The organism is Microcoleus sp. B4-C1, from assembly GCF_036705285.1.
Lineage (GTDB): Bacteria > Cyanobacteriota > Cyanobacteriia > Cyanobacteriales > Microcoleaceae > Microcoleus.
In genome coordinates this window covers 37,907-61,124 of sequence record NZ_JAUBUC010000028.1, presented here as the reverse complement: position 1 = coordinate 61,124, position 23,218 = coordinate 37,907, and the positions used below count along the sequence as shown (strand labels likewise).

Here is a 23,218-nt window from a genome sequence, read left to right as displayed (position 1 = left end):
GTAATGAGTTATCATGCGACGTACCTAAGCCTTGTTAATTCTCAACTGCATGAATTGTCACCGTTTCTGTTATCCAAACATCGTTAAAAATTGTCCCACCCCCAGCGCTAAGCAAAACTTTAAATGTATCTATTGTCACAGGTAGTTTGTTTAAAACCTTAGACATCAAAGGATTTCAGAAGAAACAAAAAAATTGAGCGATCGGCTTTTATTAGAAAAAATATCTTGAGTGGCGATTGTCAAATTCACGAGGGTGTCCCCCCGCTGGTTCCAATACTATGTGTTTTTCAACAATTAGCATGAGTCCCCCGGAAAGTTCAAGTAAAGTCAAAAAAACCAGGCAAGCTAACGATCCAATGTGATGAAATGTAGTCGTTTTTAGGCAATAAGGGGAACAAGCACTGGAAAGAGCGGGCCAATTGATGCCTTAAGCAAAGAAATTCTAGGGGTGTATATAGAAAGTCGAGTTGAAATGGGTGCTAAAGGTTTTTGGGATTCCCTCCCAGTAGTGGACAGACAATGTGCCGTCTATTATACAGATTTTTGGGCAGGCTCAAAAAAAAATTCCCCAGCGACACAAATCTCTGGGGGAAGATACTGGCAAAACTTCTGATATGGAAAGATTCAATAACACCCTTCAGCAAAGGATCTCGTTTGGTAAGAAAGACTTTGTTTTCATCTATCTATAAAGATATCCAATCATGTGAGTATCTTCTGGTATTTTATCCATGATTACAAAGTTTCTTTACCCCTAAAAATGTTTAGGATTTTTCGTTGGTATGCAGGACTACCAGACTTTGTTCTCATGATTTTGGAGAGTCATTGATCTACTTCCGCTTACCCTTCCCGGCTACAAACTCCCGCAGCCGAAGTAAACTAGCAGTTTGCCCCAAATTCAGAGGCAGCAGCGAAACTCCTTCCAACCGAGACTGCACCCAACCATCGCCCCAATACCACTCGTGAAATCCGTCAATTCCCTGACTCAATAACAGCCGCAGACAATTGTGCTCAACAATATCAACGTGATGCTGAACTGCCACGGGGCCTAGCCAACTTGTAAAGGTCAAACCTTGAGCAAATTCTTCCGGCAAACCGCTAGACAACTGCTGTGGCCACAGCCACTGCTGCAATTGACTCGGACGCAACAAGCTGTCTCTAATCGCTGTTTCGGAAGCTTCAAGCTCAATCCGCAGGTTGCTTTGTTGAAAATTACCGAGCATAAGAATTTTAGATATAGGTGCAAGTAACTTTAATGTAACTTATTGGACTGCTTCTAAGTAAAATGTTGCACCATTCGGGTAAAGTAGGGGCGGGTTCACCAACCATCTCTAACTCTCACCAACAATTAAAATAAACCCGCCCCACCCCACTAACAACCCCCAATTGACATTGGTGCAACATCTCAGTTCTCACCGAGTATCCCGATCAAACATCATATCAAGTCCGGTTGATTAACCGTGATCGGCGAGGTCGGGGCGGGTTTACGAGATTATTAGTTTTAGGCACTGATGGTTGGCGAACCCGCCCCTACAGTGGTTTGACGGAGGGTGCAAAATGTTCGATCGCACATCACCGTCCATCCACGTTCATCTACACTGAAAGATTTAAGATATTCGATCGCACCTACTGCCCGAAACCCGATTTTCGTATCGAACTGTTAAGCTCTGTTTCATTTCATTGAAATCTCCCCTGCTTCACGCCACCGCATCCCAAGTCCGTGATACCATCACACCTGAGTAATGCCTATAGAAAAAAACTGGAGAGAAAAGCTTTGACACTAAGGGTTGCAGTAGTAGGTTCAGGCCCTGCGGGTTCTTCCGCCGCCGAAACACTGGTAAAAGCAGGCATCGAAACATACCTATTCGAGCGTAAATTAGACAACGCCAAACCCTGCGGTGGGGCGATTCCCCTGTGCATGGTCAGCGAATTTGACTTGCCGCAAAGTATTATTGACCGCCAAGTCAGAAAAATGAAAATGATCTCCCCCTCCAACGTCGAGGTGGACATCAATATTGAAAACGCCCACGAATACATCGGTATGTGCCGCCGGGAAGTGCTCGATGGCTTCATGCGCGATCGGGCAGCTTCGTTGGGTGCAAAACTAATTAACGGCACCGTTCACAAATTAGAAATTCCCGGCAACAATACAGACCCCTACACTCTCCACTATGCCGACCACTCCGACGGCAGCGCAATGGGAATTCAGAAAACTCTGAAAGTGGATTTGGTAATTGGGGCTGACGGCGCCAACTCCCGCGTAGCAAAGGCGATCGACGCTGGCGACTACAATTATGCGATCGCCTTCCAAGAACGCATCCGCCTGCCGGAAGATAAAATGGCTTACTACCACGACTTAGCCGAAATGTACGTCGGCGATGACGTATCTACCGACTTCTACGCTTGGGTGTTCCCCAAATACGACCACGTAGCCGTCGGCACCGGCACGATGAAAGTCAATCAAGCCAGTATCAAAAAGCTGCAAGCAGGCATCCGCGCCCGCGCTGCCAAAAAACTGATGGGCGGTGAGATTATTAAAGTGGAAGCTCACCCCATCCCGGAACATCCGCGTCCCCGCCGGGTTGTCGGCCGAGTTGCTCTCGTAGGCGATGCTGCAGGTTACGTTACCAAGTCTTCTGGCGAAGGTATCTATTTTGCCGCCAAGTCTGGCCGGATGTGCGCCGAAACTATTGTGGAGATTTCCAATAAAGGCGCGCGCATTCCGACTGAAGAGGAAATTAAGATTTACCTGAAGCGGTGGGATAAAGCCTACGGCATTACTTACAAAGTGCTTGACATTTTGCAGCGCGTGTTCTACCGTTCCGACGCTACCCGCGAAGCTTTTGTGGAAATGTGTGCCGATCGCGATGTGCAGAAACTCACATTCGATAGCTACTTATATAAGACAGTAGTACCGGCTAATCCTTTCGTGCAGATGAAGATTACTGCGAAAACCATTGGTAGCTTGTTGCGTGGGAATGCTTTAGCGCCTTAATTCCCTGCGGATAAACTCACTTTGTATAAAAAAAGCGGGCAGTCACAAAACTGCTCGCTTTTTTTTCGATCTAAGATAATGAACTGTCAAAATTCACAGGCGAGACGCCTGTGCCACGTGTGCTAAGGAAGACGAAGAAGAATTGTTAGTTCAAGTTCAACTGCACTAAGGTATCGGGGGCGAGGAAGTGGGAAATGTGATAAGCCCGTTCCTCGGTTTTTAGCAGGATTTTTTCGTAGAGGTAGCGGGTAGCTCGATCGCCCAAACTTTCTGCTTGTCCTGCTTGACGGCGCAGCAAACCGAGGATAGCTTGCTCCGCAATTAAATCGTGTTCTAGCATTTGGCGGCAGGAATATACGCCGTCGGCTTCCGGCTCAAAACAGCACAACTCAGCTAGCTTGCTAAAGCTAGCTGCTGGTATGCCGCCCAACCCGTTTAACCGTTCGCCCAACTCGTGGACGCTATCTTGAGCTTCTCCGTAGCTTTCTTCAAAGAATTTGTGCAAGGAGTAGAATTCTGCCCCTTCCACCACAAAATGATGTTTTTGATATTGCAGGTATAGAGCCTGAAAACTGGCCAGCAGCGCGTTCATTCCTTCACAAATCGGTGCTGTGACTGAATGTTCCAGTAGAACTGGGTTTTCGGCTATGTGGCCAAACGGTCTTAATGCACTCTGAGTCTCAGCCATGTGTGTTCTCCTCTCAATAGGCAGTTTTGTTGCCAATAGAGTCAGTCTAGCACCGTAAATTTACCAGTCAAGCAGAGTCTGCCTCAATAGTAGAAGATTTTATAGAGTAGGAATTTTTTTTTGTAAACCTATTGAGAATTATTAGCAGTTGGGTTATGCTTGAACAAGATCCTCGTTCTGAACGCTTCCTGAAAAGGGGGCGAACCTTCTGAAGGCAGAAGGCAGAAGGCAAAAGGCAGAATTTTTCAGGAAGGGCTTTTGATCATCTTTGATGTTCTGCTGAAATCTGGCTTTTAACTTCTACCCGCTACCAGTCAGGGTAAAAATTAATGCAAATTATTACTGTTGTTAAAAAATGAATCCAGCAGATCCAGAATTAGAAGTTTGTGACATTGTGCAAGTGAGTTGGCTAGATAGGTGGCAAGTTTACAAACGCTTGCAAGAGCTAGAAATTCCCTGCTGGTGTGCGGTTGACCAACCTTTGCGGGCAAAAGTCAACACTGCTAAACAAGCGGCTCAGTTAATGAGCGTGTTGAGGCAAGTCAGTGCCCCTCGGTACGAACTGGTGCAGTGGCTGGAATACTGCTGGCAAAGGGGCTAAAGGTAGAAGGAAGTTCGGCAACGAGCAATGTAGAAGATGTAACGGATGTAACGGATTTAAAGGAGTTATAACAATGTATAAGTCTGGCAAGCAAGTTTCCGAATTCAGTTTAGAGGGAGAAATCCTCGCCCTGATGGTTGAAGATGGCTGCAAACTTAAATATTTGCGAATTAGTAGCGATCGCGGAGTAGAATATCTTGTTAAACTTTGCAAGGAATTGCGGTCATTTCTGTCGCCTATTTTGACACCGGGGTTGAGAGTTCAAGTTGTAGGTGAGAAAGAGCTCAATTTGAAAAACGGTAAAATAAAACTTAAAGCTCGTAGCCTCAAGCTGGCTCAAGGTCAAAATGATCGATCGCACGAACACCTTGACTCCACTAATGGGCCTATTGGGGTATTGACATCGGACGATCGCGCGATCGGCAAAACCCAAGTCACCTCAACTGCAGCAGCTCAAACTGTAAAATCTCCGGCAAAAACCCAAACCAAAATATTAGTATGTCAAAAATCAGACTGCCAGAAGCGGGGCGCTGGAGGAGTCTGTAAAGCTTTAGAAAATGCTTTGAATGCGCGCGGTTTAGAAGACAAAGTGACAGTACAGGGAACCGGATGTCTCAAACAGTGCAAAGCCGGCCCAAATATAGTTGTGATGCCGGACAAAACTCGCTACAGCCGCATTGCACCGGCAGAAGTTCCAGCAATCATTGACAAACATTGTGCAGTTGTTAAAGCTTAGGCTATCGCCGGGATGCCGCAAGAGTGCGTTAGAGATCGGGAAAGATTATTTTAATAGGACTCTGGGCGAAAAACTTACAGGCGCATCTTACGTTTTAATTTGAGTTCGAGTTGTAGTTCGATCGCGCCACTCGATTCAGAGGTTATGGTCGCAAAAAACCGGAAAAATGCCAAAACTATCACCAAAAAATTTGGTTTGAAGCCCCGTCTTTCTAGGACGGCTTTAATTATAAAACTTTGTTAAAAGATCTAATAAATTCTAAGCTAAAGTTTAGAATTTAGACAGGCAAGTAAGAACAACCATCTACGTGTTGAAACGATTTCATAAGGTGAAACTCCTGGGTTGGATCGCTACTCGGCAATGCCGAGCCTGTCCAAACACGTAATAGTGAGTCGTTGAGCGTACCTAACTGGATTATTGATGGAATCAGAAAGCAATCTAAAAACAAAAGTAAGCGCAACAGCAATACTTCTGGTGCCAGTAGTTGTTTCGAGCGTGTAGATGCGATTTGACAGCGCATTTAAGACTTAAGTCTTAAGAATCTCCGTGGCTTTAGCCCGAAGAGTGTCAATTAGGGGCTTCCTTCTGTAGAATCTCTAAGGATAGACTGTATCTGAGACCCTGTGAGTATTGGGATAAAAAGCCATGTCAGAAGCTGATCTTCGAGCCCATCAGCACCAACCGCACCCTGCTGTTCCATCCGATACCGAACCATTTCATTCAGATTTTGCTGCTACTGGGGGTTTTGAGCCGATCGCCCCCCATGCGACAGACACTCCCGCAACGGTTCCCCAACAGCCAGAAGAAGACTGGCAAACAGTAGATTTTCCCAACGCCATCAGCGTAGATGCAATTCCCACAAAACCTGAAACAAAAAATTCGCAATCTCCGACACAGCCTACTGAGGCGGGCTCGCCCCCGATGTCAGAGAATCTAAAAAATCTGCTTGGGAATGCCGAACAGGCCAAGGGCAAAGGATCAACCCCAGTCACCCTCATGCAAGCGCTGCACGAATGCAACCGCGACCTTTTGCAGCGCATCGCCCAGCTAGAAACAGCTCTCGAAGAGTCCCAAAAAACCTTGCAGAATCGCGAAACTTTGCTAGAACAGCGGACTGCAGAACTCGAAAATACTCAAGAACAATTGACGCGGCTGTTTGGCAAAGTGGAAGTTTCCCATCAAACCCTCCAGAGTCAAGAAATTTTAGTCGAAAGTTTAAGAAGTCAGTTGGCAACCAGCCAAGTCAGGCTAGCGACTGTTGAGCGAGAATGTGCGTCTACTGTGCAGCGCTACAACGAACAGTTACACCAGTTAGTAGCCACAGAAAATATTTGCAGGGAATTGCGAGCCCGCTTGCAGCGCCAGCAGCGCCACACTCTGCAATTCAAAGCTGCCTTGGAAAGAAGTTTGGACAGGCCGCAGGTAAAGTCGCCAAGGATGGAGCCGCCTGACAATAATCTCGACACCGCCAGCGCACAATTAGAATCTTTGCTCGCGGCGGTCAAAAGCTCTCAGATGCCGGTGCCGCCAGCCTTCAACGCTTCCCCTGTCCAACCTTGGTCGGAATCAGAAGAGCTTCCAGAGGTAGCTGCTGCTGCGGAGGCGATCGAGCCTGAATCCCCAGCCCCTCTAGAACTCAACAAATTAGCCGAAGTATCCGGCATTCAATTGCACAAGAGCGAAACCTACCAACCTGATGAGCCGGCACCTGAGTTGGCCGAACTGGTTGCGGAACCTGAACTGCCGATGGCTGAGTCTGAACCGGAAACTGCTACCAAAGAGGAGGCTCAAGAATTGGCTAGGGCTTTTCAAATTTTGAACTCTGTTGAAACCTTTGGCATTCAAGAAGTGCGATCGAGTGTGGCAAAACCTACAGCAGTTGCCCAACCAGACTGGCTGAGCTTGATTGCCAGTCCGCTGCGGGCTTCTAAAAAACGTCGATCGTTAGCTGAAATTGAATTGCCGAGTTTTCGATAGCGAACTGATATCATTTCCCGTAACACCGGAATGATGTTGACGGTTGACGGTTGACGGTTGACAGTAAACAGTCAACAGTGAACAGTCAACAGTGAACTCGAATTTACTATTCCGATGCTAACGGATTGGATATGAGAGTTGCTAGTTTTGAGTCAACACTCAAAACTCAACACTCTTTTCTCCCCTTTCCCATGCCGTAGGTGAGAGCATAGCTGGTAGCCAACAGCCACAGCCAAACAGCCGGATACCGGGGTTCCAACCAAGGTTGTACCCTGCGGGCGAAGCTGGGAAGCCATCCGAATAGCAAACTGGCCAAAGCCAGCAGAGTAAAATTCAAGTAACTTCCCAGCCAGCGCCAAATATCCCCCAAGGTGACAAAATCTAAAATCCACAACAGGAGAGAAGGATTTTGTCCGGCTGCTTCGATCGCCAGTCGATTGAAAGTTAGCCAGTCGGTTCTGTCTTTAATAAAAGTTTCGGCTACCGCGAGTTTTTGTGCTGCCAAAATACCGAAAAAGGTATTGAGCATTGAATTAATTCTTTGGGGTGGCAAACTGCTGCCGGTAGGAACCATCATGCCTTTAGAAAATAGCCAAGTTACTGAAATATTGCTCTGGTAGGCGCGAATTTGGTTTAAGTGATTTGCCGTCAACAAATTGTGCTTTAATGCTGTATCCAAAAGGTCTGTTAAGCGGAAAAGATTGCGGACAAGAGAACCGAAGCCTGTGAAAACGAGGGGAGATTGCAAGGATGCTGCGTCGCCGATCGAGACTAGGCGATCGATCGCCACGGAGCGATCGCTGCTGTTGCTGCTAAAATGCCCCGGAATATAACCAAAGGTCGGTTTTTTCCAAACCAATTTATCGACATCGCAGCGGCGGTATTCCGGCAAAATTGCGAAAAAATCTTCGTACATTTCCAGCAAAGAACCGGGGTTCTCTGGATGTACTTGGTGGTAGTGAAATAGATAAACTGTCAGTTCTGTGCCGGCGCCGGGAAACAACTCCCAAATGAGCTGGCGTCCGCGGGAAATGTCCCCGTGAGTGTGGAGTACATCCCCGTACTCAGAATCCCATACTCCCGGCTCAATTCCTCCGTCGATGACTGCTCCCACTGTCGGACAAACGCTGTCAAAAGTCCGCCCTTCGTTCAATTGCCAAGCGATGGGAGAAGCCGACCCCATTGCATCCACCAGCAGCCGTCCTAATGCAGTGCGATCGGCTTTTGTCGGCAAGTGGTGGCCCTGAACTACTACTTTTTCTGCTGCAACATCTGCTCTAAGAAACTCAGTTTCATCCCAAATTTCTCCACCAGCTTCTGTTAGCTTAAGTCCCGCTAAATTCAGCAATTTCTCTCCGTCCAAAGCTACATTGAGTACCTTTGGTGTGTGCAGAACTGGCGCTTTAGCCACGGGCGGATTGTTAGCATCAAAAAACTTGTTGTAGCCATCTTTGTATTCTCTGGCAATCAAAGTTTCGATTTCTGCAGCAGTGAATAAACCCAAATCAATTAAGCTTTGAATTTCATCCCGCGAAATATTCCACTCGCGATTCATCCGTCCGAAAGGCATTCGTTCAACTAGCAGCACCCGGTAGCCCAATCTCGCCATGACTGCGGCGTGAATCACTCCCAAGGCCCCGCCAATATAAATTAAGTCGTAAAAAGTATCGCCAGAATCAGATACCAAAGTCGTGTCTTCTTCCTTCTTCCCTGTTCCCTCTTCCTTCTTCCCTCTTCCTTCTTCCCTCTTCCCTCTTCCCTCTTCCTTCAAAAACACTACTTGTTTTGGCGTTTGAGGATTGCGAGTGCCTTCGCGCCAACGCTGTTCCCACCAGTAGACGCGCTTGAGGTCATATTCGCCATTAGGCATTTTTTGGAAGTATTTGACGGTCAAGGGGTAATAGGGGGCAAGAGCCTCAAAAATTGACTGCTTGGAGAGGTCTATGACAGGGGGTTCCCGGTAGCGATCGGGAAACTTGTTTCTTACAGCAAGATTCAGAGCTTCCAGGAACTTTTTTTCTCCCGCAGGCGCCTCTTCTAGACGAAAGACTTTTAAATAAGTGGTGCGTTGCAGTGACCAGACAAAGGTGGAAAGTTCTGTCGATCGCCAATTTTGGTTTCCTGAATTGGTGTCAGCCAAGGCGGGTTTTGGATTGCCATTTTGAGTTCCAGACTTCTGAACCTCGGCTGTTGTGGCTGGTGAAAGCAAGCGAAAGCCGTCAGCAGTAATAATTTTTTCTCCGATTCCGGGATCGAATTCGTGCTGCAACCAAGTGCAGACTGCTGCTGTATCCGGTGTCGGAACTTCTAGATAAAGAATTTCTTGCATGATTGGGCTCTCAATTCTGAATAAATTAATAAAGATGGGGGAGTTGACAAGGGAGCAAAGTAGGCTATACTCCCGAATACTTATTTAGTTTTAAATAAGTTTACAGTGTTCTCAGATTTTTAGCTGATTCGCCGGAAGCCCCACAGCGGCTGAACATCTACTCCCTTCGGTATGCACTCTTATGAATTATCCCATTCCTACGAATCCTCAAGAAATGATTGCTTTGCGGCAGCAGCCGCTGAATGAAGAATTGGTGGCGTCGGCGATCGCGGGTGTGATTCAAATAGCTCGATCGCGATCTCAGTCTTTGGATGAATTGAAGGCTGAGGTACTAGCCGACGACAATCTGCTCGATTTTGCTCAGAGGCTATGGCTGAGCGACATTGTGGCTCAAGCTTGGAACAATTTGCCTGATTACTAGACTGCTGCTAAAAGATCTACTTCATTAGAGGTGAACTTAAAATGGTACAAACAAGATTAAAATCCTTAACTTTAGAAGAGTTTCTCCAACTACCCGAAACCAAACCTGCCAGCGAATACATTGATAATCAAATTATTCAGAAGCCAATGCCACAGGGGAAACACAGTGCGACTCAATGTGAACTAATTATTTTCATTAACGCTATATTAAAACCCAAAAAAGTTGCACGAGCATTTCCAGAACTCCGGTGTACCTTTGGCGGAAGGTCAACAGTGCCTGATGTTTCAGTATTTGTCTGGAACAGAATTCCCGCCGATGATAACGGCGAAATTGCTAATGTCTTTCCCATAGCTCCTGATTGGACAATTGAGATTTTGTCGCCCGAACAAAGTCAAACTAAAGTTACTAAAAATATTCTGCACTGCTTAAATCATCAAACTCAAATGGGCTGGCTGATCGATCCCGACGAACAATGCGTTTTTGTTTATGTTCCCCAGCAACAGACAGCAGTATTTGATGAACCCGAAATGCTGCTACCTGTGCCGTCCTTCGCTAGCGAACTGCGGTTGAGTGTCGGAGAATTATTTGGCTGGCTGCTGAAATAATCTTCGGAAGAATGTCCTATTTTTAATATTTTTTACTTTTCCCTAGTGACAACAGTCAACAGTCAACGGACTAACGCAACTCTACTTCTCGCTTGACTTCTGCCAAAACTCGATCGCCCCGCGTCAATCGGTATTCGGCCCGCCAAACTCCGGGAGTCAGAGGAGAATTTGTACTGTTTCTTTTGCCCACATAACCCAACCAAGTGCGGCTGGGGGCTTTAATTTCATTGGTTTGATCGGCGATGGTTGTGCCGTTGGGTGCAAATAATTTGTATTGTTCGCGATCGCCCTTGAGCACTCCGTAACTTTGCACCCAAAACAACAAAGCTGGACTGTTTACAGGGAGTTGAGTCTCTGAAAATTGTCCTTCCCAGACAGCGTTAATATCGGGTGGCTTATTGGCAAAACCAGCCCGAATTAAACCTGTGGAAATATAGTCTAGAGGCTTGTCCCAAATGGGATTGCGGGCGATGTTGCAGCCTACCTTCGCGTCGGGCCCGACAAAGGGATCTACGGCTTTGCCTTGATAGCGATAAGTTACGTGTACGTGGGGGAAAGATGCCATCCCAGAGTTTCCCACCATGCCCAAAACAGTGCCTTTTTCTACCTGCGTACCCGGTTTGACGGCAACGCTGCCTTGGCGGAGGTGGCAGTATTGGGCTTCCCAACCACCGCCGTGGTCAATTACCATGCCGTTGCCGCATTCTGTGCCTGCGAGATTGGCTTTTTCTGTCTCGTTTTGTAAACGCCGATCGACCACACCATCTCGTGCTCGCAAAACTTTGCCTGCTGCGGAGGCAATAACTGGAACTCCTTTTGCCATTGCTTTGGCATCTGGAATGGCAAAGTCTGTGCCGTCGTGGCCGTCGTAGGTTTGGCGCCCGCAGCCAAAATCGACGGCGGTGGGGCCGGGTTCTCGATCGAAATACAGCAATACAAAACAGTCTTTGCCGAGGGTACAGTCGATCGGCTGACCGAATTGCGGGTTGTTGGGCTTTTGGGCGACTGCGGTAGAGACGAGACGCTGGGCGATCGTGTGGGCTTCGGCGATCGGCGCAGTGACTCCGCTGTTCCTAGCACAACTAGAAAGACTTGTCAACCCCAAGGTCAACAAAATTGCAGAAATGTATTTTGTGGAGAGTATAGTCATTCGCCGATGGGATGTACAAGTTGAGGTGGGTAGTGAAAAATCAATTAATCATTCAGAATAGAGTTGCTCAAGCATCTAGACGATGGGTAAGGCGTTTTCGTTTCCTATCTTTGTTGTATTATTTTAAGTTGGAAATTTTAAAATTTTAATTAGTTCCAGAATGGGTTCTAAAATTCGATCGCTCATTTCGATAATTCGGCTTACCGGGCTTGCTGTTGCGGCTTTGGCGATGTGGGGATTTGCCACCATTGCCGAAGAGGTGTTGGAAAAAGAAAGTTACGCTTTCGATACCTCTATTTTACTCGCTCTGAGGCAATTGCACACTCCCTTGCGCGATCAAATAATGCTGGGATTTACCTTTTTGGGGGAGCCGAATTTGCTGCTAGTGATTTGTCTGACGTTGGGTATTATTTTGCTAGCGCGCAATCACCGATCTGAATCTGCAACTATTGCGATCGCGGGTGGTGGAGCGATCGGTTTAAATTTACTGTTAAAAAAACTTTTTGCCCGCGATCGACCTCAACTTTGGGAGCGCGTTGTTAATGTAACATTTTACAGTTTCCCTAGCGGACACGCAATGATTTCAATGGTTATTTACGGTTTGCTAGGATATTTCTTGGGTGTACGATTTCCCAAGCAGCGCTGGTTGATTTACAGCTTGACAGTTGTATTAATTGCTGCTATTGGTTTGAGTCGGCTTTACCTAGGTGTTCATTGGCCTACCGATGTTATTGCTGGTTATACTGCTGGTTTGGTGTGGCTAATTACCTGTATTATCACTTTGGAAATATGGAAGGAATTGCGTTCTTTTACTAGGGCTTCTAAAGAGGAGTTTTTGTCACAGGAAAAATTTCAAAAATAATTTGAAATTTTCTACTCAAAACTGACTATTTGCTTCTGGGTAAAACACATGGCAATTCCTTTTTCATAGTAAGCAGCCTCGTTAATGAAAATGGGATATACGGTTGATTTACCTTCATACAAGACCGACTTACCATCAAAGGTCAAAAACATCGGTTCGCCGGGATTTAGGGCTTGATAATCTCTGGATTGCAGGTGAGGATGAATCATTGCCTGAATTTCTCTGTTCTCGTTTCTGGGATAGTCGATCGCCCCAATGGTGTGATAAATAGTCAGGGGATTCTTGACCGCAGGCACTGTGCCTTGATTGTAGGCTTCTACGCAGTCTAATATCGTACCGACAACTTGCTCAGTTTCCTGAAATAAAGACGCATCTAATACGCTTTGTGGCACTGCACCAACTTCCAGCGTCCCGCCTAATTCCGAAAGCGAGCGCAGCACAGGACTATCATGATTCTTGGTTGTAGAAGTGAGTACCTTGATGCGGGGATACACAGAGGTTAAATAAGCTGCTAGTTGCAGGTTAAATGGATGATGGCTGGCGAGAATAAATGTTAGCCCCATGTTGGATGTGGTGCTGTGCAAATCGATAATTAAGTTGGGCAGATGAGTGTTTTTTGAGCTAAAAATGCCGTAGATTTCTTTCGCCCGCTGGGCTTCATAGCTGGAGAGATGGGGATTTTCTAAATCTTGCTTTCTAAAGCAGCGGTTGAGGTCTATATCGATGTAGCGTGTCCCGATTTCGCAAGCTTTGGGATTGGCTAGCAGGGTGATAGTTTCAAAAGTCGATCGCCCAATTAACTCTGGCGCGCGATCGAATTTCTTCACGAGGTAAATTCCTGTGAGTTCGTTTCCGTGGGTTCCTCCCACTATGGCAACACGTTTAATTTGATTCATAAACAAATAATTTCCTATCCCAAGCCTGAGAGGTGAGAACCGAGGGAAAACCCAGAGGGGGCAATTGTTTGAGATAATGGAGAAGTCATAAAAAAGCGGGTGACTTTTGGAACGACCCCACAAAAAATGCTAAAGACATTATACCAAAAGTTATTACGCATCCACTTGAGCGAGAGTCAACCACTCACCTTAGAACTCTTAGTTCAGATGCTTCAAAGCCATCGACAACTCAGACGATCAAGATTGGCTAATATTTTTCTACAACCGATTCAATACAATAGTCGCGTCCGAAATCTCCAGCTATTTCTTAATCTCCCCCAGCTTTCGACCCAGTTGCTGTGGTTTCCTATAACCAAAGCGGCTTGAAAGTCTGAATTTAGAGAGCAAAGATTTAATATAGCGCAACGAAGAAACTGTTCAAAATTAACCTTCAAAACTAAAAAATATGTAGAATTTGCTCTCAACCGAACTCAAGGGCGAGACCGGAATCTGCTGATAGTCACGATAATTTTTGGGAGTCATGCTTGGCCAATATATTGGCAGTGAATGTCGAAATTATGGAGGAGTTATTTCCCTGAACACAACTGGTAATGACCCCGATTTTGACACGTTAAAATCCTTATCCTATCGTGGTAATCGGAGACCTAAAGTTTCGTAGCGGGAAGCTCGCAAACTGTCTCATGACCAAGAATTTCAAAGGTGGTACCCGCCACGTGATTGATCCGTGGAATCAATCCAAAATCTAAAATCTAAAATCGAATGACTAAGGGTTAAGACCTAGCTTTGAATCAAGAAAAGAGTGTTGCTGTCGCGACTTCTGACCAGCCTAGCCAGCCTTTGACAAAACAAGAATTTAAATCTAAATAATCTCATTTATTCAAAAATGTAACCATTCACATATTTGCATTTATTTATAAATTAAAAGTAGGAGCTTATTGGAAACACCTAATCAAAACATGGTTAAAAAACTTAAATTTGACTGAATCAAGTTTCAATTTTTAAGCTGGCTTAGAAATTTTATTAAGCGCGAATAATATCAAAATAAGGTTTATAAAATCGTAAAAATAGCGGCTATTATTCGGAATACAGTTTCGTGAATTTCACCCGATTTTTAGCTTGATTTTTGTAGATTAATTCTGCTTGGTGGCTAGCGACTATCGCCGGGAAGGAGTTCCAATATAACCACTTCGTAGCTTACCTCGATCGCTCGGAAAAAACCCCTAATAATTTTCCCCATTACAGTATTTTTGGGTTCGGATTATCTGGTTATGCTTGGAGTCACTCCCTAGTTTTATGGCGAGATCAGATGTTAGCACTGATAGCCCTAAAGCCCCATAAAGCTCAGAATTTTCGCCAAGGACTAAATGCTCTATCCCTTTTACAGCAATCGGTATAGCTCTCTTGTCACCCTCTCAGCAAAGTCTCATTCTTCAGGTTTACCCATTTTGCCTATTAATGTGTAGCGCATCGCCTTAAGTTTTACCCCATCTTGACTCCCTAAATATTTAAAAGTTGTTAACTAAATCGAAGCCAAATTTGCTCATACTATTGACATAACTTGGCCCAGTTTTTATTAAAAATTATTAAATAGCTAGGTCGGGAGGAACACAAAGAGCGGCCAAAATAATTACATCTGAAGATAGAAGAAGCCAAAATTCAACACTGCTAACCTGTACAAGTATGATGGTAAAAAAAATACTTAAAAGTTGCTTAATAATTGATTTAAAAAATTCAGTGATCTAAGTAAGTTTTAAGTATTGCTTAAGGTTAAAAAAGGCAATTTATGGTAATAAGCATTATTGTTCACGGTGGAGCGAAAACCATCTCAGAAGACAAGGTTGCAGCCAACAATGCAGGCTGTACCGCAGCAGCAGAAGCTGGTTGGGCAGTGCTCGCAAGTGGGGGTACCGCAGCAGAAGCTGTTGAGGCAGCTATCCGGGTTCTGGAAGCTGACCAGACATTTAACGCAGGCTTTGGATCGGTTCTCAACAACCAGGGAGAAGTAGAGCTAGACGCAGCGATCATGGAAGGCCGTTCCTTAGCTTGGGGAGCGATCGCAAATGTTCAAGGCGTGCGCCATCCCATCTCAGTGGCGCGAAAGATTATGGATAAAAAACCCATGTTCTTAGTAGCGGATCATGCAGAACATTTTGCTGCAGAAAGTGGAGCCGAGATGTGTACAAAAGAAGACTTAATCGCGGATGAGCAACAGGAAGAGTGGGAGGAGGAAAAAGAAGTTCTTGACCGCCCCAATACCGTTGGTTGTGTAGCTTTGGATAGTAGTGGCACCTTAGTTGCCGGTACCTCAACAGGCGGCACTATGAATAAGCCCGCCGGTCGCGTCGGCGACAGCGCCATTATTGGCTCAGGCTTGTTTGCTGAAAATGAACAGGGCGGTTGCTCGACCACAGGCGATGGCGAGTCCATTATGCCAGTAGTTCTAGCTAAGAGGGCGATCGACATTCTAGCGTCCGGCAAGCACCCAGACGAAGCAGCGCAGATGGCAATTGAGACTCTGGCATCTAAGGTGGCAGGAGAAGCTGGGTGCATCCTCATAGACCCTCAAGGGCAGGTTGGCTGGGCGCATAACTCAACGGACATGGCTTGTGCTTATATGACCGAAGGAATGGACAAGGTGGCTGCGTTCACTAAGAAAAAACAACTCGTCCATCGTTGAAGTTATTGAGGTTGCATTCTCTCTAGTTGGAGAGAGTTAAAATTCCGCAACTAATATCTTGTTTCCTAGTTATTAAGTAGCTTGACATCAATTAATATCCCGGTCGGGGTGGGTTTTTGAGATTGTCAATTATGGGCAGGTATTGTTGGTGAACCCACCCCTACAAAAATCGCGGTCGCTCGACCGGACATGATGTCAGTTGGTAGTTCCATTGCCTTCGAGGCTTGAAACCCTTATTCTACGGTTGGTAATCAAAAACAGTCCGAAGTATTGATCAATAAACACTTTGTCAATTTGTAGGGCGGGCAATGCCCACCCTACTTTTAATTATGTCGAGCTACTTAGTGGCCGGGAAAACAGTTCAATTCAAACTCGACTTGGATGTTTCTATGAACTCAACATACGACTTTCCTTACTTTCAAGGCAACTCTCTTTCCGATTTGTTTGCTCCAGACATCACAGATGCACGTTATGCGTTCATCCTAAATTACCCTGCCACCGCCAGTTGGGCTGCTTATCCCAACAGGAAAAAATACTTTATTCAAGACGGCAGCAGTGAAGCCACCAAAACTTCTTTCGACAAGATTGGTCAGAAGGAACCTTGGAAAAATCTGGCTGTGTTAGGCGATGCCATTCCAGGGATTGTGATTAATTCGCCGCCGAACTCGCTGATTGACTATTGGCGGGAGCATTTGGGCTTCAGTAACAGCAGTATGGAGATGATAGACTGCTCAACTTATCTCGAAGATATCAGCATGAGCGATCGCTTTGAGAAACTCCTGACTCTATTTCCCTTCGACAATCTCAAACCCGAAAAACACGCCGTTCATCCCGACATCCACTACCACTTACTCAGCAAAGCAACGCTAGCAGAATTAGGCGTGCAATGTCCGAAATACGAAACCTACAATCTGCACGAAGTCAATCTCGAAAGCATTCAGTTACCAGAGCAATTCCCCTACTTGATTAAAACATCTCACGGACTTTCTGGAGAAGGCACTTATATTATCAAAAGCGCCAGCGATATGAACTACTGCTTGCAGGAAGTGAGGAAATATCTCGATATTAAGTTGGTGGATACGATTATTGTCTCGGAATTCGTCAAGAATGAAGTGCAGAACTATTGCGTACAGTTCTATGTAAGCAAAACGGGAAATATCACGCTTATCGGCACTACCGGCCAACTTGTCACTCCAGAGGGCAACTATTTAGGGGGACTGATTCACTACCGCGAAACCGACATGAGTAGGTTTTTTGAGATGATTGCCGCTATTGGTAAATATGCTCATCAACAGGGTTATTTCGGCGTTATTGGCTTCGACGTGCTGGAAGACTCGGAGGGACGGTTGTATGCTATTGATGCCAATTTCCGAGTTAATGGCTCGACTCCGCTTTGCTTACAGCGCCATACCTTACTGGGGCGGGGAAAGGAGGTGGCTAAATATTCCAGTGACTGCCGAATGGATGGGACTTTGGAGTCGATTCTTGTCACGCTGAAACCAGAACTCGATCGCAAGGACTTGATAATCCTGTCAGCTTTAGAGAAGGTTAAATACGGGAAAATCTACACGGAAATTTACGGGATAGTTGCGGGTGAGGATATGAAGGAAATGCAGCACATCGAGGAGAATTTGCACTGTAAGGGATTGCAGCAATAGGGTTAATATCTACTCTACCGATTGCAGCGGTTATGCGGTTTTCCCCCTCATCTCGATCGCATGGTTCGGTGATATCGGGAAACGGGCCATCACAAATCAAAATTGAAGGTTCCACAGCTTTGAAGTGACCCGATTCATGGGGCTCGGCAAAATAAGGCCACAGTTCGCGAATATCCTCAACTAAATAACACTTTGATTCAGAGGAATTTCGATCCAAAACTCTGTTCTTTCTCCGGGTTCTGATGTACACCACAGTTTCCCTTTATGCTTTTGGATCACAATTTGATAACTTATAGACATCCCCATTCCCGTACCTTTTCCTACCGGTTTGGTTGTAAAGAATGGGTCGAATAGCCGTTTTTTGACTTCCTCTGTGATGCCACACCCATTATCAGCAATACAAATTCTGACCAATTCTGAGTTATACAGACTCGTACTAATCCGAATTGTCTTTTTCTCCACCCGATGCTCATCTAAAGCATCCAGAGCATTTGTCAGAATATTCATAAATACCTGGTTAAGCTGTCCTGCATAACATTCGATCGGTGGCAGATTACCGTACTCTTTGATCACTTCAATCTCTGGATGTGTGTGTCTGGGCTTGAGACGATTTTGCAGAATCATCAGGGTGCTTTCAATGCCTTCATGGATATCGACAGCTTTGAAATCTGCTTCGTCCAATCGAGAAAAGTTCCGTAGAGATTTAACAATATCGCGGATACGTTCAGAACCTACTTTCATAGACTTGAGCAGTTTTGATAAGTCTTCGCTCAAAAATTCGATCTCAATATCTTCCGACTTGGCTTGAATCTCCGATACCGGCTGGGGATAATACTTTTGATAAAGCTGTACTAGCTCTAGTAAATCTTGGGTATATTGGCTAAGATGAGATAAATTACCGTGAATAAAATTCGCGGGATTATTCACTTCATGGGCAATCCCGGCTACCAGTTGCCCCAGAGATGACATTTTCTCACTTTGGATGAGTTGGGCTTGAGTCTCCCGTAGTTCTTGAGTGCGTTCTTCTACTTTTTGTTCAAGGGTGTGGTAAGAGTTCTTTAATTCGTGACTCATTTGATTAAAAGATACTGATAAACTTACCAATTCCTCTACGAGAGTGTCGGGAACATTTTGCTCGAAATTTCCACTGGCGATCGCCTGACTGGCTTGACTCAATCGCCGAATAGGTTTAGCTATCCATTGTGAAGTGATAATTGCTAATCCTGTTGCGATTACCAGTGATAACAGACAAAGGATAATCGTCGTATTTCTATTATAATTTATTTGCTCCATAAAATCAGATTCAGGCACGACGACTACAATTAGCCAATCCATGCCTCTACCATCATTCAGCGGTAGCAACTGAACAAACTGCAGTTCACTGTTGAGGGTAAATTCTAACTGTTCTGATTTATGAATTTGGTCAAAGTTACCAAAATATTTCTGCAAATATTTAGCTGTCTCCCGCACAAATGGTTCGCTACTTTCCACGGCGTCAATCATCTTCTGAGCTTTACCTTGTCCTTTGATTAGTGGCTCTTTTGTGGAACTAGAAATCATTGAACCCGATCGCTCCATCACAAAAGCCTTACCTGTTTTACCAATAGACAAACTTCCCAGAAATTCCCTTAAATTTTCTGAGAGGACAACAAGAGTGGCACAGACACCCACAAGTTTACCTTCTGAGTTATAGACAGGTTCGCTGGCAGTAATTGCAGGCTTACCATTGTTGACAATATTCACAAAAATCTTGCTCCAAGTAGGTCTCCCTGCTTTCACAGCAGAAAGATACCAGGGGCGTTGGCGAGGATCGTAAGAAGAGTTTACCTTTTCTAGGAATTTTTGCCGATCGCCCCAATTATCCATTTCATAAAAATAAAAATGATAGTTTGTTTCTTTATTACTCGCAGTCATCGCGATTTTTGACTCTCGACGAGTCGCACCCAGATAATATCCTTGGGCATCGCCACAATAGGATGAAAAAACAAAAGGGGAAATTTGCACTTGGGTTAAAAATTGCTTAGCGTTGCGGCCATTCATCATGTCCATGTGGCCCTGTGCAAAAGCGACTGAATTCACACGATTGATATCATGAGGTTTGTTGATATATTGCTCGAGTTCTCCTTCAATGCGTGCTATCAGCTCCTGACGAAGTTGAGCCGCCACATCGTTAACCGCTTTTTGTCCATTGCGTAAGGAAAGCCAACCTGTTAAGCTCACTCCTGTAAAGATTTGTAGAACAAATGGAACAACAAGAACACCGCGCAGAGGAATTTTTAGGCACTTCGCAGTTGGAGGCATAGATGATAATGCTTAGCCATTGGTTATTTGTCTATCATAATATCAATTCATTAAAGGAGCCTGAAGCGGAGCTATCCTGATCGTGAATCGCCCTTTTTGTAGCCCCGTTAATCTGCGGTTAAAAGCGATCGCTTACTGGAAGTTTTTTATTTGTTCGTTGGTCGGTAAATTGACAAAAAGCATATATTTGATAGGTCGTTAATTTTTACATTCTACTAACAAATGATCTTATACAAACTCCGGGTTGCTCATCCCCTTTATCCTATGGTAGGGTGCGTCGCTCGATCGCTTTCTGGGGAGAAAGAATTGTTAGTGGCGACGCACCCTACTTTTACTAAACATCAAGGAGATACGATACCCGGATTTGGTATTAATAGCTATCTTGGTTGATGTAAATGCAATAGTCGATCGCATTTACCAGCCTACTTACTTCGCCCGCACCACCAACACCGAACAAGGAGCCTCAGCCACAACCTCCGCACTCACCGAACCCTCCAAAATCCGCTTTAAACCAGTCAAACCCCGACAGCCGATCGCAATTAAATCCGCCTTATAGATATGAGCCAAACGGACAATTTCTTCGGCAGGTTGTCCCGAAACAATCTCCAATTCGCTCTGGCAAAGCAACTTTTGCTGATAAGATTGCAGCAACTTCTCTACCTCTCGGTAATCAATCTCATCTCCCTGAGCGTGAGGTCGATCGACAACCGCGTCAAAATCCGACCTACCAGAACTCACAACATGAACTAGAATCACCTTGGCCGTCGATTCTAGCTGAAATTGTCCTACAACTTGCAAAACCCGTTCTGCAAGCTCTGAATTGTCGATCGCTACCAAAACAGTATTCAATACCATGCACCTTTAAATTTCCGATATTTAGACTTTAAATTTTTCGATGATTCTCGCCTACTGTCCACAATTTCGCGCTTCCCACCAACATCATTATTACCTACCCATAAACCCGGTTTCTTAACATTATTGCGTCTTTTCAGCAAGATTCTTGAAGAAACCGGGTTTCTTAAACCCGCAGTGCGTAAGTAAGTAGGTGCAAATAAACTGGGTCGATTGTCACAGAATGTAAAGCTACCATAATCGCAAGAGAATTGCTTCCTTTCATTGCATTTCAATCGCTTTTGACTACCTATGTATTTTGCCGATCGCCCATCTCAAATTTACCATCTAAAACTCACCCTTTCCCTCATTTTCAGTCCGCAGCCGCACCGAATCAGCGTGAGAAGGAAGCCCCTCTGCTTCGGCCAAAACATTAATCGCCCTACTCACCTTCTTAAGTGCAGCCGGCGAATATTGAATCAAACTCGAATGCTTCATAAAAGTTTCGACACCCAGCGGCGACGCATAGCGCGGAGCCCCAGAAGTCGGCAAAGTGTGATTCGGGCCAGCCAAATAATCACCTACAGCTTCCGGCGTCGAGCATCCCAAGAAAATCGCCCCAGCGTGGCGAATTTGCTCGAGCAAAGCCCAAGGATCTGCAACTTGCAATTCCAAGTGTTCGGGCGCAAACTCGTTAGAGAGTTCCGCCGCCGCTTTGAGCGAGTCAACTACTACGACTAAGCCATAGTTGGCGATCGCCTTTTCTGTTAAAGTTCGGCGCGGGTGATTTGCCAACTGTCTGTCTACCTCAGCCACCACCTTCCTAGCCAGCACCGAATCCGCCGTCAGCAAAATTGCCGACGCCATCGAATCGTGCTCAGCTTGAGCCAACATATCCGCAGCGACGTGGACAGGATTCGCCGAACCATCCGCAATAATCAGCACTTCCGACGGGCCAGCCAGAGAATCGATCCCCACAGTCCCGTAAACCAGTTTTTTAGCCAGGGTGACGTAAATATTCCCCGGCCCAGTAATTAAATCCACCTTCGGAATAGTTTCCGTACCGTAGGCTAAAGCTGCGATCGCCTGCGCCCCGCCGACTCGATAAATCTCATCAACTCCCGCTTCCTGAGCCGCTACCAGCACCGCAGGATTCATTTTCTTCTCCTGTCCGGGGGGAGTACACATCACCAGTCTCGGCACCTTGGCGACCTTCGCAGGAACCGCATTCATGATCACCGAACTCGGATAGGACGCCTGACCGCCAGGAATGTAGATTCCCGCTCGATCGACCGGCGTGTAGCGCTTACCCAAAACAATCTCGTCATCACCAAACTGCACCCAAGACTTGGGTACGCGCTGTCGGTGAAACGCCTCTACCTGTTTGCAAGCCAGCCGGATGGCATTTAATAATTCTTTAGACACCTGTTGGTAAGCAGCATCCAATTCGGCGCCACTCACCCGTAAATCTTCCACATTTAGGGTCATGCGGTCAAATTCAGCAGTGTAGTGCAGCACAGCCTGATCGCCTCTGCGCCTTACAGCTTGCAGCACCTCCCGCACGGTGGCTTCTTTGTGAACGACAAGTTCGTCATGGGTGCGATCGCAGATCCGTCGCAGTTCAGCTTGTGCCTCAACCCACTGAGTAATGATTCGCAGCATGGAGATTAGGAATGCCGTCTATAACTTCACTAACATTTGCTTGACAATTGGGGATTTTTGTGGCGATCTCCTAGAGAAGTAGGCCACCACCAGTCCACAAGCTTAAACCGCGAGAGTCGCGGCATTTTCCAAGGCTTCAGTGCAGCGTTTAAATCTCTGTCGAGGATTTTGCAACACTGAGGACAAGTCACAACCTTCTCTAGGAATTGCCCGCTAGAGAACCGGGTGCGGAGGGAGAGGGTTGGAACGCAGAGGGGGAGAGTGTCCGACCCCGATAATATCCGAGAGGGAGAGTGTTCGAGCGGGAGAATTTTGATTCTGCCTTCTAGCTTCTACCTTCAGATCCGGCTGTCTTCTACCTTCTACCTTCTACCTTCAGCTTTTTACCTTCTACCTTCGGTAAGTGCTTCTTGCCGAAGCCCAAATAACCCGTATTCTTTGTTATAGCTTAACTTGGATTTTTCAGAGAATTGGATTTTAAGCAAAATAGGTGCTATATTAGTTTTTCCAACACCTGATAATTTTTTTATAAAAAAACGCCAAATTATTGTATACTTGAAAATTGCGCGCAAGAAACCGTGACTTTAACTCGTGACGGTGGAAACACCGCAAAACGCCTCCGTAACACCCGTGTCATACCTTTGGGTATGGTCAGGGGTAAATAACAGGCAGTTAAATGAGTCAATAAAAAATTATTGCGCGGGCGATCGCCAAAAAGTAGCCACAGACTCAGCTCAATCTGAGCGCATGGAGAGTGGCTGTCTCACTCCGCCCTTAAAAATCAAGCTTTTTGCGGATCGATCCCGAAAAGGTTGTCCTTCAAAATCCCCGT

At 45.7% G+C, this 23,218-nt stretch carries 18 protein-coding genes and 2 pseudogenes; 12 read left to right on the top strand and 8 right to left on the bottom strand.

The window, feature by feature from the left end:
- Positions 1 to 49: 49 nt before the first annotated feature.
- Positions 50 to 748: pseudogene (locus tag QUB26_RS13770) on the top strand (IS1 family transposase); the annotation flags it as partial.
- A gap of 79 nt (positions 749 to 827) precedes the next feature.
- Here the strand turns inward: QUB26_RS13770 and QUB26_RS13765 are convergent.
- On the bottom strand, positions 828 to 1,220 hold the full coding sequence (locus QUB26_RS13765) for a hypothetical protein (protein WP_333057711.1): 393 nt from the start codon (positions 1,218 to 1,220) through the stop codon (positions 828 to 830).
- Between the two features lie 551 nt (positions 1,221 to 1,771).
- On the opposite strand from QUB26_RS13765, the gene chlP reads away from it, so the two are divergent.
- A complete protein-coding gene (gene chlP, locus QUB26_RS13760) occupies positions 1,772 to 2,992 on the top strand; it encodes a geranylgeranyl reductase (RefSeq protein WP_333057710.1) in 1,221 nt (406 codons plus the stop codon).
- A 145-nt stretch (positions 2,993 to 3,137) separates the two neighbouring features.
- Here chlP and QUB26_RS13755 read toward each other — a convergent pair whose 3' ends face one another.
- Entirely contained in the window at positions 3,138 to 3,680 is a 543-nt protein-coding gene (locus tag QUB26_RS13755) for a Dps family protein (protein ID WP_006632871.1), read from the bottom strand.
- A gap of 355 nt (positions 3,681 to 4,035) precedes the next feature.
- Here QUB26_RS13755 and QUB26_RS13750 point away from each other — a divergent pair, with 355 nt between their 5' ends.
- From QUB26_RS13750 to QUB26_RS13740, 3 genes are all read left to right on the top strand, one after another.
- Positions 4,036 to 4,281, top strand: coding sequence for an Asr1405/Asl0597 family protein (locus QUB26_RS13750; RefSeq protein WP_333238114.1), 246 nt, complete (start codon positions 4,036 to 4,038; stop codon positions 4,279 to 4,281).
- Between the two features lie 73 nt (positions 4,282 to 4,354).
- On the top strand, positions 4,355 to 5,017 hold the full coding sequence (locus QUB26_RS13745) for a (2Fe-2S) ferredoxin domain-containing protein (protein WP_333238111.1): 663 nt from the start codon (positions 4,355 to 4,357) through the stop codon (positions 5,015 to 5,017).
- A gap of 645 nt (positions 5,018 to 5,662) precedes the next feature.
- On the top strand, positions 5,663 to 6,994 hold the full coding sequence (locus QUB26_RS13740) for a hypothetical protein (RefSeq protein ID WP_333238109.1): 1,332 nt from the start codon (positions 5,663 to 5,665) through the stop codon (positions 6,992 to 6,994).
- A gap of 166 nt (positions 6,995 to 7,160) precedes the next feature.
- Here the strand turns inward: QUB26_RS13740 and QUB26_RS13735 are convergent, their stop codons facing one another.
- Positions 7,161 to 9,323: a flavin-dependent dehydrogenase gene (locus QUB26_RS13735; RefSeq protein ID WP_333238107.1), complete on the bottom strand. Its 2,163-nt coding sequence runs from the start codon at positions 9,321 to 9,323 to the stop codon at positions 7,161 to 7,163.
- A gap of 181 nt (positions 9,324 to 9,504) precedes the next feature.
- On the opposite strand from QUB26_RS13735, the gene QUB26_RS13730 reads away from it, so the two are divergent.
- Both QUB26_RS13730 and QUB26_RS13725 read left to right on the top strand, forming a co-directional pair.
- Positions 9,505 to 9,744, top strand: coding sequence for a hypothetical protein (locus QUB26_RS13730; RefSeq protein ID WP_333057703.1), 240 nt, complete (start codon positions 9,505 to 9,507; stop codon positions 9,742 to 9,744).
- A gap of 41 nt (positions 9,745 to 9,785) precedes the next feature.
- A complete protein-coding gene (locus QUB26_RS13725) occupies positions 9,786 to 10,349 on the top strand; it encodes a Uma2 family endonuclease (RefSeq protein ID WP_333238105.1) in 564 nt (187 codons plus the stop codon).
- A gap of 70 nt (positions 10,350 to 10,419) precedes the next feature.
- Here the strand turns inward: QUB26_RS13725 and QUB26_RS13720 are convergent, their stop codons facing one another.
- A complete protein-coding gene (locus QUB26_RS13720) occupies positions 10,420 to 11,499 on the bottom strand; it encodes a M23 family metallopeptidase (protein WP_333238102.1) in 1,080 nt (359 codons plus the stop codon).
- 160 nt (positions 11,500 to 11,659) lie between these two features.
- Here QUB26_RS13720 and QUB26_RS13715 point away from each other — a divergent pair, with 160 nt between their 5' ends.
- The gene (locus tag QUB26_RS13715; protein WP_333238100.1) at positions 11,660 to 12,361 is read left to right on the top strand and encodes a phosphatase PAP2 family protein; all 702 of its coding nucleotides are present in this window, start codon (positions 11,660 to 11,662) and stop codon (positions 12,359 to 12,361) included.
- An 11-nt stretch (positions 12,362 to 12,372) separates the two neighbouring features.
- On the opposite strand, the gene QUB26_RS13710 is transcribed toward QUB26_RS13715, so the two are convergent.
- On the bottom strand, positions 12,373 to 13,257 hold the full coding sequence (locus QUB26_RS13710; protein WP_333238097.1) for an aspartoacylase: 885 nt from the start codon (positions 13,255 to 13,257) through the stop codon (positions 12,373 to 12,375).
- 126 nt (positions 13,258 to 13,383) lie between these two features.
- Here QUB26_RS13710 and QUB26_RS31990 point away from each other — a divergent pair.
- The 3 genes and pseudogenes from QUB26_RS31990 (at position 13,384) to QUB26_RS13690 (ending at position 17,592) form a co-directional block, all read left to right on the top strand.
- Positions 13,384 to 14,653 (top strand): annotated as a pseudogene (locus QUB26_RS31990) (IS4 family transposase).
- A gap of 387 nt (positions 14,654 to 15,040) precedes the next feature.
- Positions 15,041 to 15,934 (top strand): isoaspartyl peptidase/L-asparaginase family protein, encoded by an 894-nt coding sequence (locus QUB26_RS13695; RefSeq protein WP_333238095.1) that lies wholly within the window; start codon positions 15,041 to 15,043, stop codon positions 15,932 to 15,934.
- A gap of 329 nt (positions 15,935 to 16,263) precedes the next feature.
- Entirely contained in the window at positions 16,264 to 17,592 is a 1,329-nt protein-coding gene (locus QUB26_RS13690) for a carbamoylphosphate synthase large subunit (RefSeq protein ID WP_333318429.1), read from the top strand.
- 180 nt (positions 17,593 to 17,772) lie between these two features.
- On the opposite strand, the gene QUB26_RS13685 is transcribed toward QUB26_RS13690, so the two are convergent.
- The gene (locus QUB26_RS13685) at positions 17,773 to 19,812 is read right to left on the bottom strand and encodes an ATP-binding protein (RefSeq protein ID WP_333318427.1); all 2,040 of its coding nucleotides are present in this window, start codon (positions 19,810 to 19,812) and stop codon (positions 17,773 to 17,775) included.
- 303 nt (positions 19,813 to 20,115) lie between these two features.
- On the opposite strand from QUB26_RS13685, the gene QUB26_RS13680 reads away from it, so the two are divergent.
- Positions 20,116 to 20,283, top strand: a complete 168-nt coding sequence (locus QUB26_RS13680) for a hypothetical protein (protein WP_333318425.1) — start codon at positions 20,116 to 20,118, stop codon at positions 20,281 to 20,283.
- Positions 20,284 to 20,319: 36 nt separating this feature from the next.
- Here QUB26_RS13680 and QUB26_RS13675 read toward each other — a convergent pair whose 3' ends face one another.
- Together QUB26_RS13675 and hisD are read right to left on the bottom strand one after the other, a co-directional pair.
- Positions 20,320 to 20,748 (bottom strand): universal stress protein, encoded by a 429-nt coding sequence (locus QUB26_RS13675; protein ID WP_333238088.1) that lies wholly within the window; start codon positions 20,746 to 20,748, stop codon positions 20,320 to 20,322.
- 324 nt (positions 20,749 to 21,072) lie between these two features.
- Positions 21,073 to 22,386: a histidinol dehydrogenase gene (hisD, locus tag QUB26_RS13670; RefSeq protein WP_333318423.1), complete on the bottom strand. Its 1,314-nt coding sequence runs from the start codon at positions 22,384 to 22,386 to the stop codon at positions 21,073 to 21,075.
- Positions 22,387 to 23,218 lie beyond the last annotated feature (832 nt).

Bases quoted from the DNA above. Each gene is read 5' to 3' on its own strand.
- QUB26_RS13755 (WP_006632871.1), bottom strand. From the start codon at position 3,680: ATGGCTGAGACTCAGAGTGCATTAAGACCGTTTGGCCACATAGCCGAA.
- QUB26_RS13695 (WP_333238095.1), top strand. From the start codon at position 15,041: ATGGTAATAAGCATTATTGTTCACGGTGGAGCGAAAACCATCTCAGAA.
- QUB26_RS13730 (WP_333057703.1), top strand. From the start codon at position 9,505: ATGAATTATCCCATTCCTACGAATCCTCAAGAAATGATTGCTTTGCGG.
- QUB26_RS13680 (WP_333318425.1), top strand. From the start codon at position 20,116: ATGATCTTATACAAACTCCGGGTTGCTCATCCCCTTTATCCTATGGTA.
- QUB26_RS13710 (WP_333238097.1), bottom strand. From the start codon at position 13,257: ATGAATCAAATTAAACGTGTTGCCATAGTGGGAGGAACCCACGGAAAC.
- QUB26_RS13675 (WP_333238088.1), bottom strand. From the start codon at position 20,748: ATGGTATTGAATACTGTTTTGGTAGCGATCGACAATTCAGAGCTTGCA.
- QUB26_RS13735 (WP_333238107.1), bottom strand. From the start codon at position 9,323: ATGCAAGAAATTCTTTATCTAGAAGTTCCGACACCGGATACAGCAGCA.
- hisD (WP_333318423.1), bottom strand. From the start codon at position 22,386: ATGCTGCGAATCATTACTCAGTGGGTTGAGGCACAAGCTGAACTGCGA.
- QUB26_RS13690 (WP_333318429.1), top strand. From the start codon at position 16,264: ATGTCGAGCTACTTAGTGGCCGGGAAAACAGTTCAATTCAAACTCGAC.
- QUB26_RS13725 (WP_333238105.1), top strand. From the start codon at position 9,786: ATGGTACAAACAAGATTAAAATCCTTAACTTTAGAAGAGTTTCTCCAA.
- QUB26_RS13715 (WP_333238100.1), top strand. From the start codon at position 11,660: ATGGGTTCTAAAATTCGATCGCTCATTTCGATAATTCGGCTTACCGGG.
- QUB26_RS13750 (WP_333238114.1), top strand. From the start codon at position 4,036: ATGAATCCAGCAGATCCAGAATTAGAAGTTTGTGACATTGTGCAAGTG.
- QUB26_RS13740 (WP_333238109.1), top strand. From the start codon at position 5,663: ATGTCAGAAGCTGATCTTCGAGCCCATCAGCACCAACCGCACCCTGCT.
- QUB26_RS13720 (WP_333238102.1), bottom strand. From the start codon at position 11,499: ATGACTATACTCTCCACAAAATACATTTCTGCAATTTTGTTGACCTTG.
- QUB26_RS13745 (WP_333238111.1), top strand. From the start codon at position 4,355: ATGTATAAGTCTGGCAAGCAAGTTTCCGAATTCAGTTTAGAGGGAGAA.
- QUB26_RS13765 (WP_333057711.1), bottom strand. From the start codon at position 1,220: ATGCTCGGTAATTTTCAACAAAGCAACCTGCGGATTGAGCTTGAAGCT.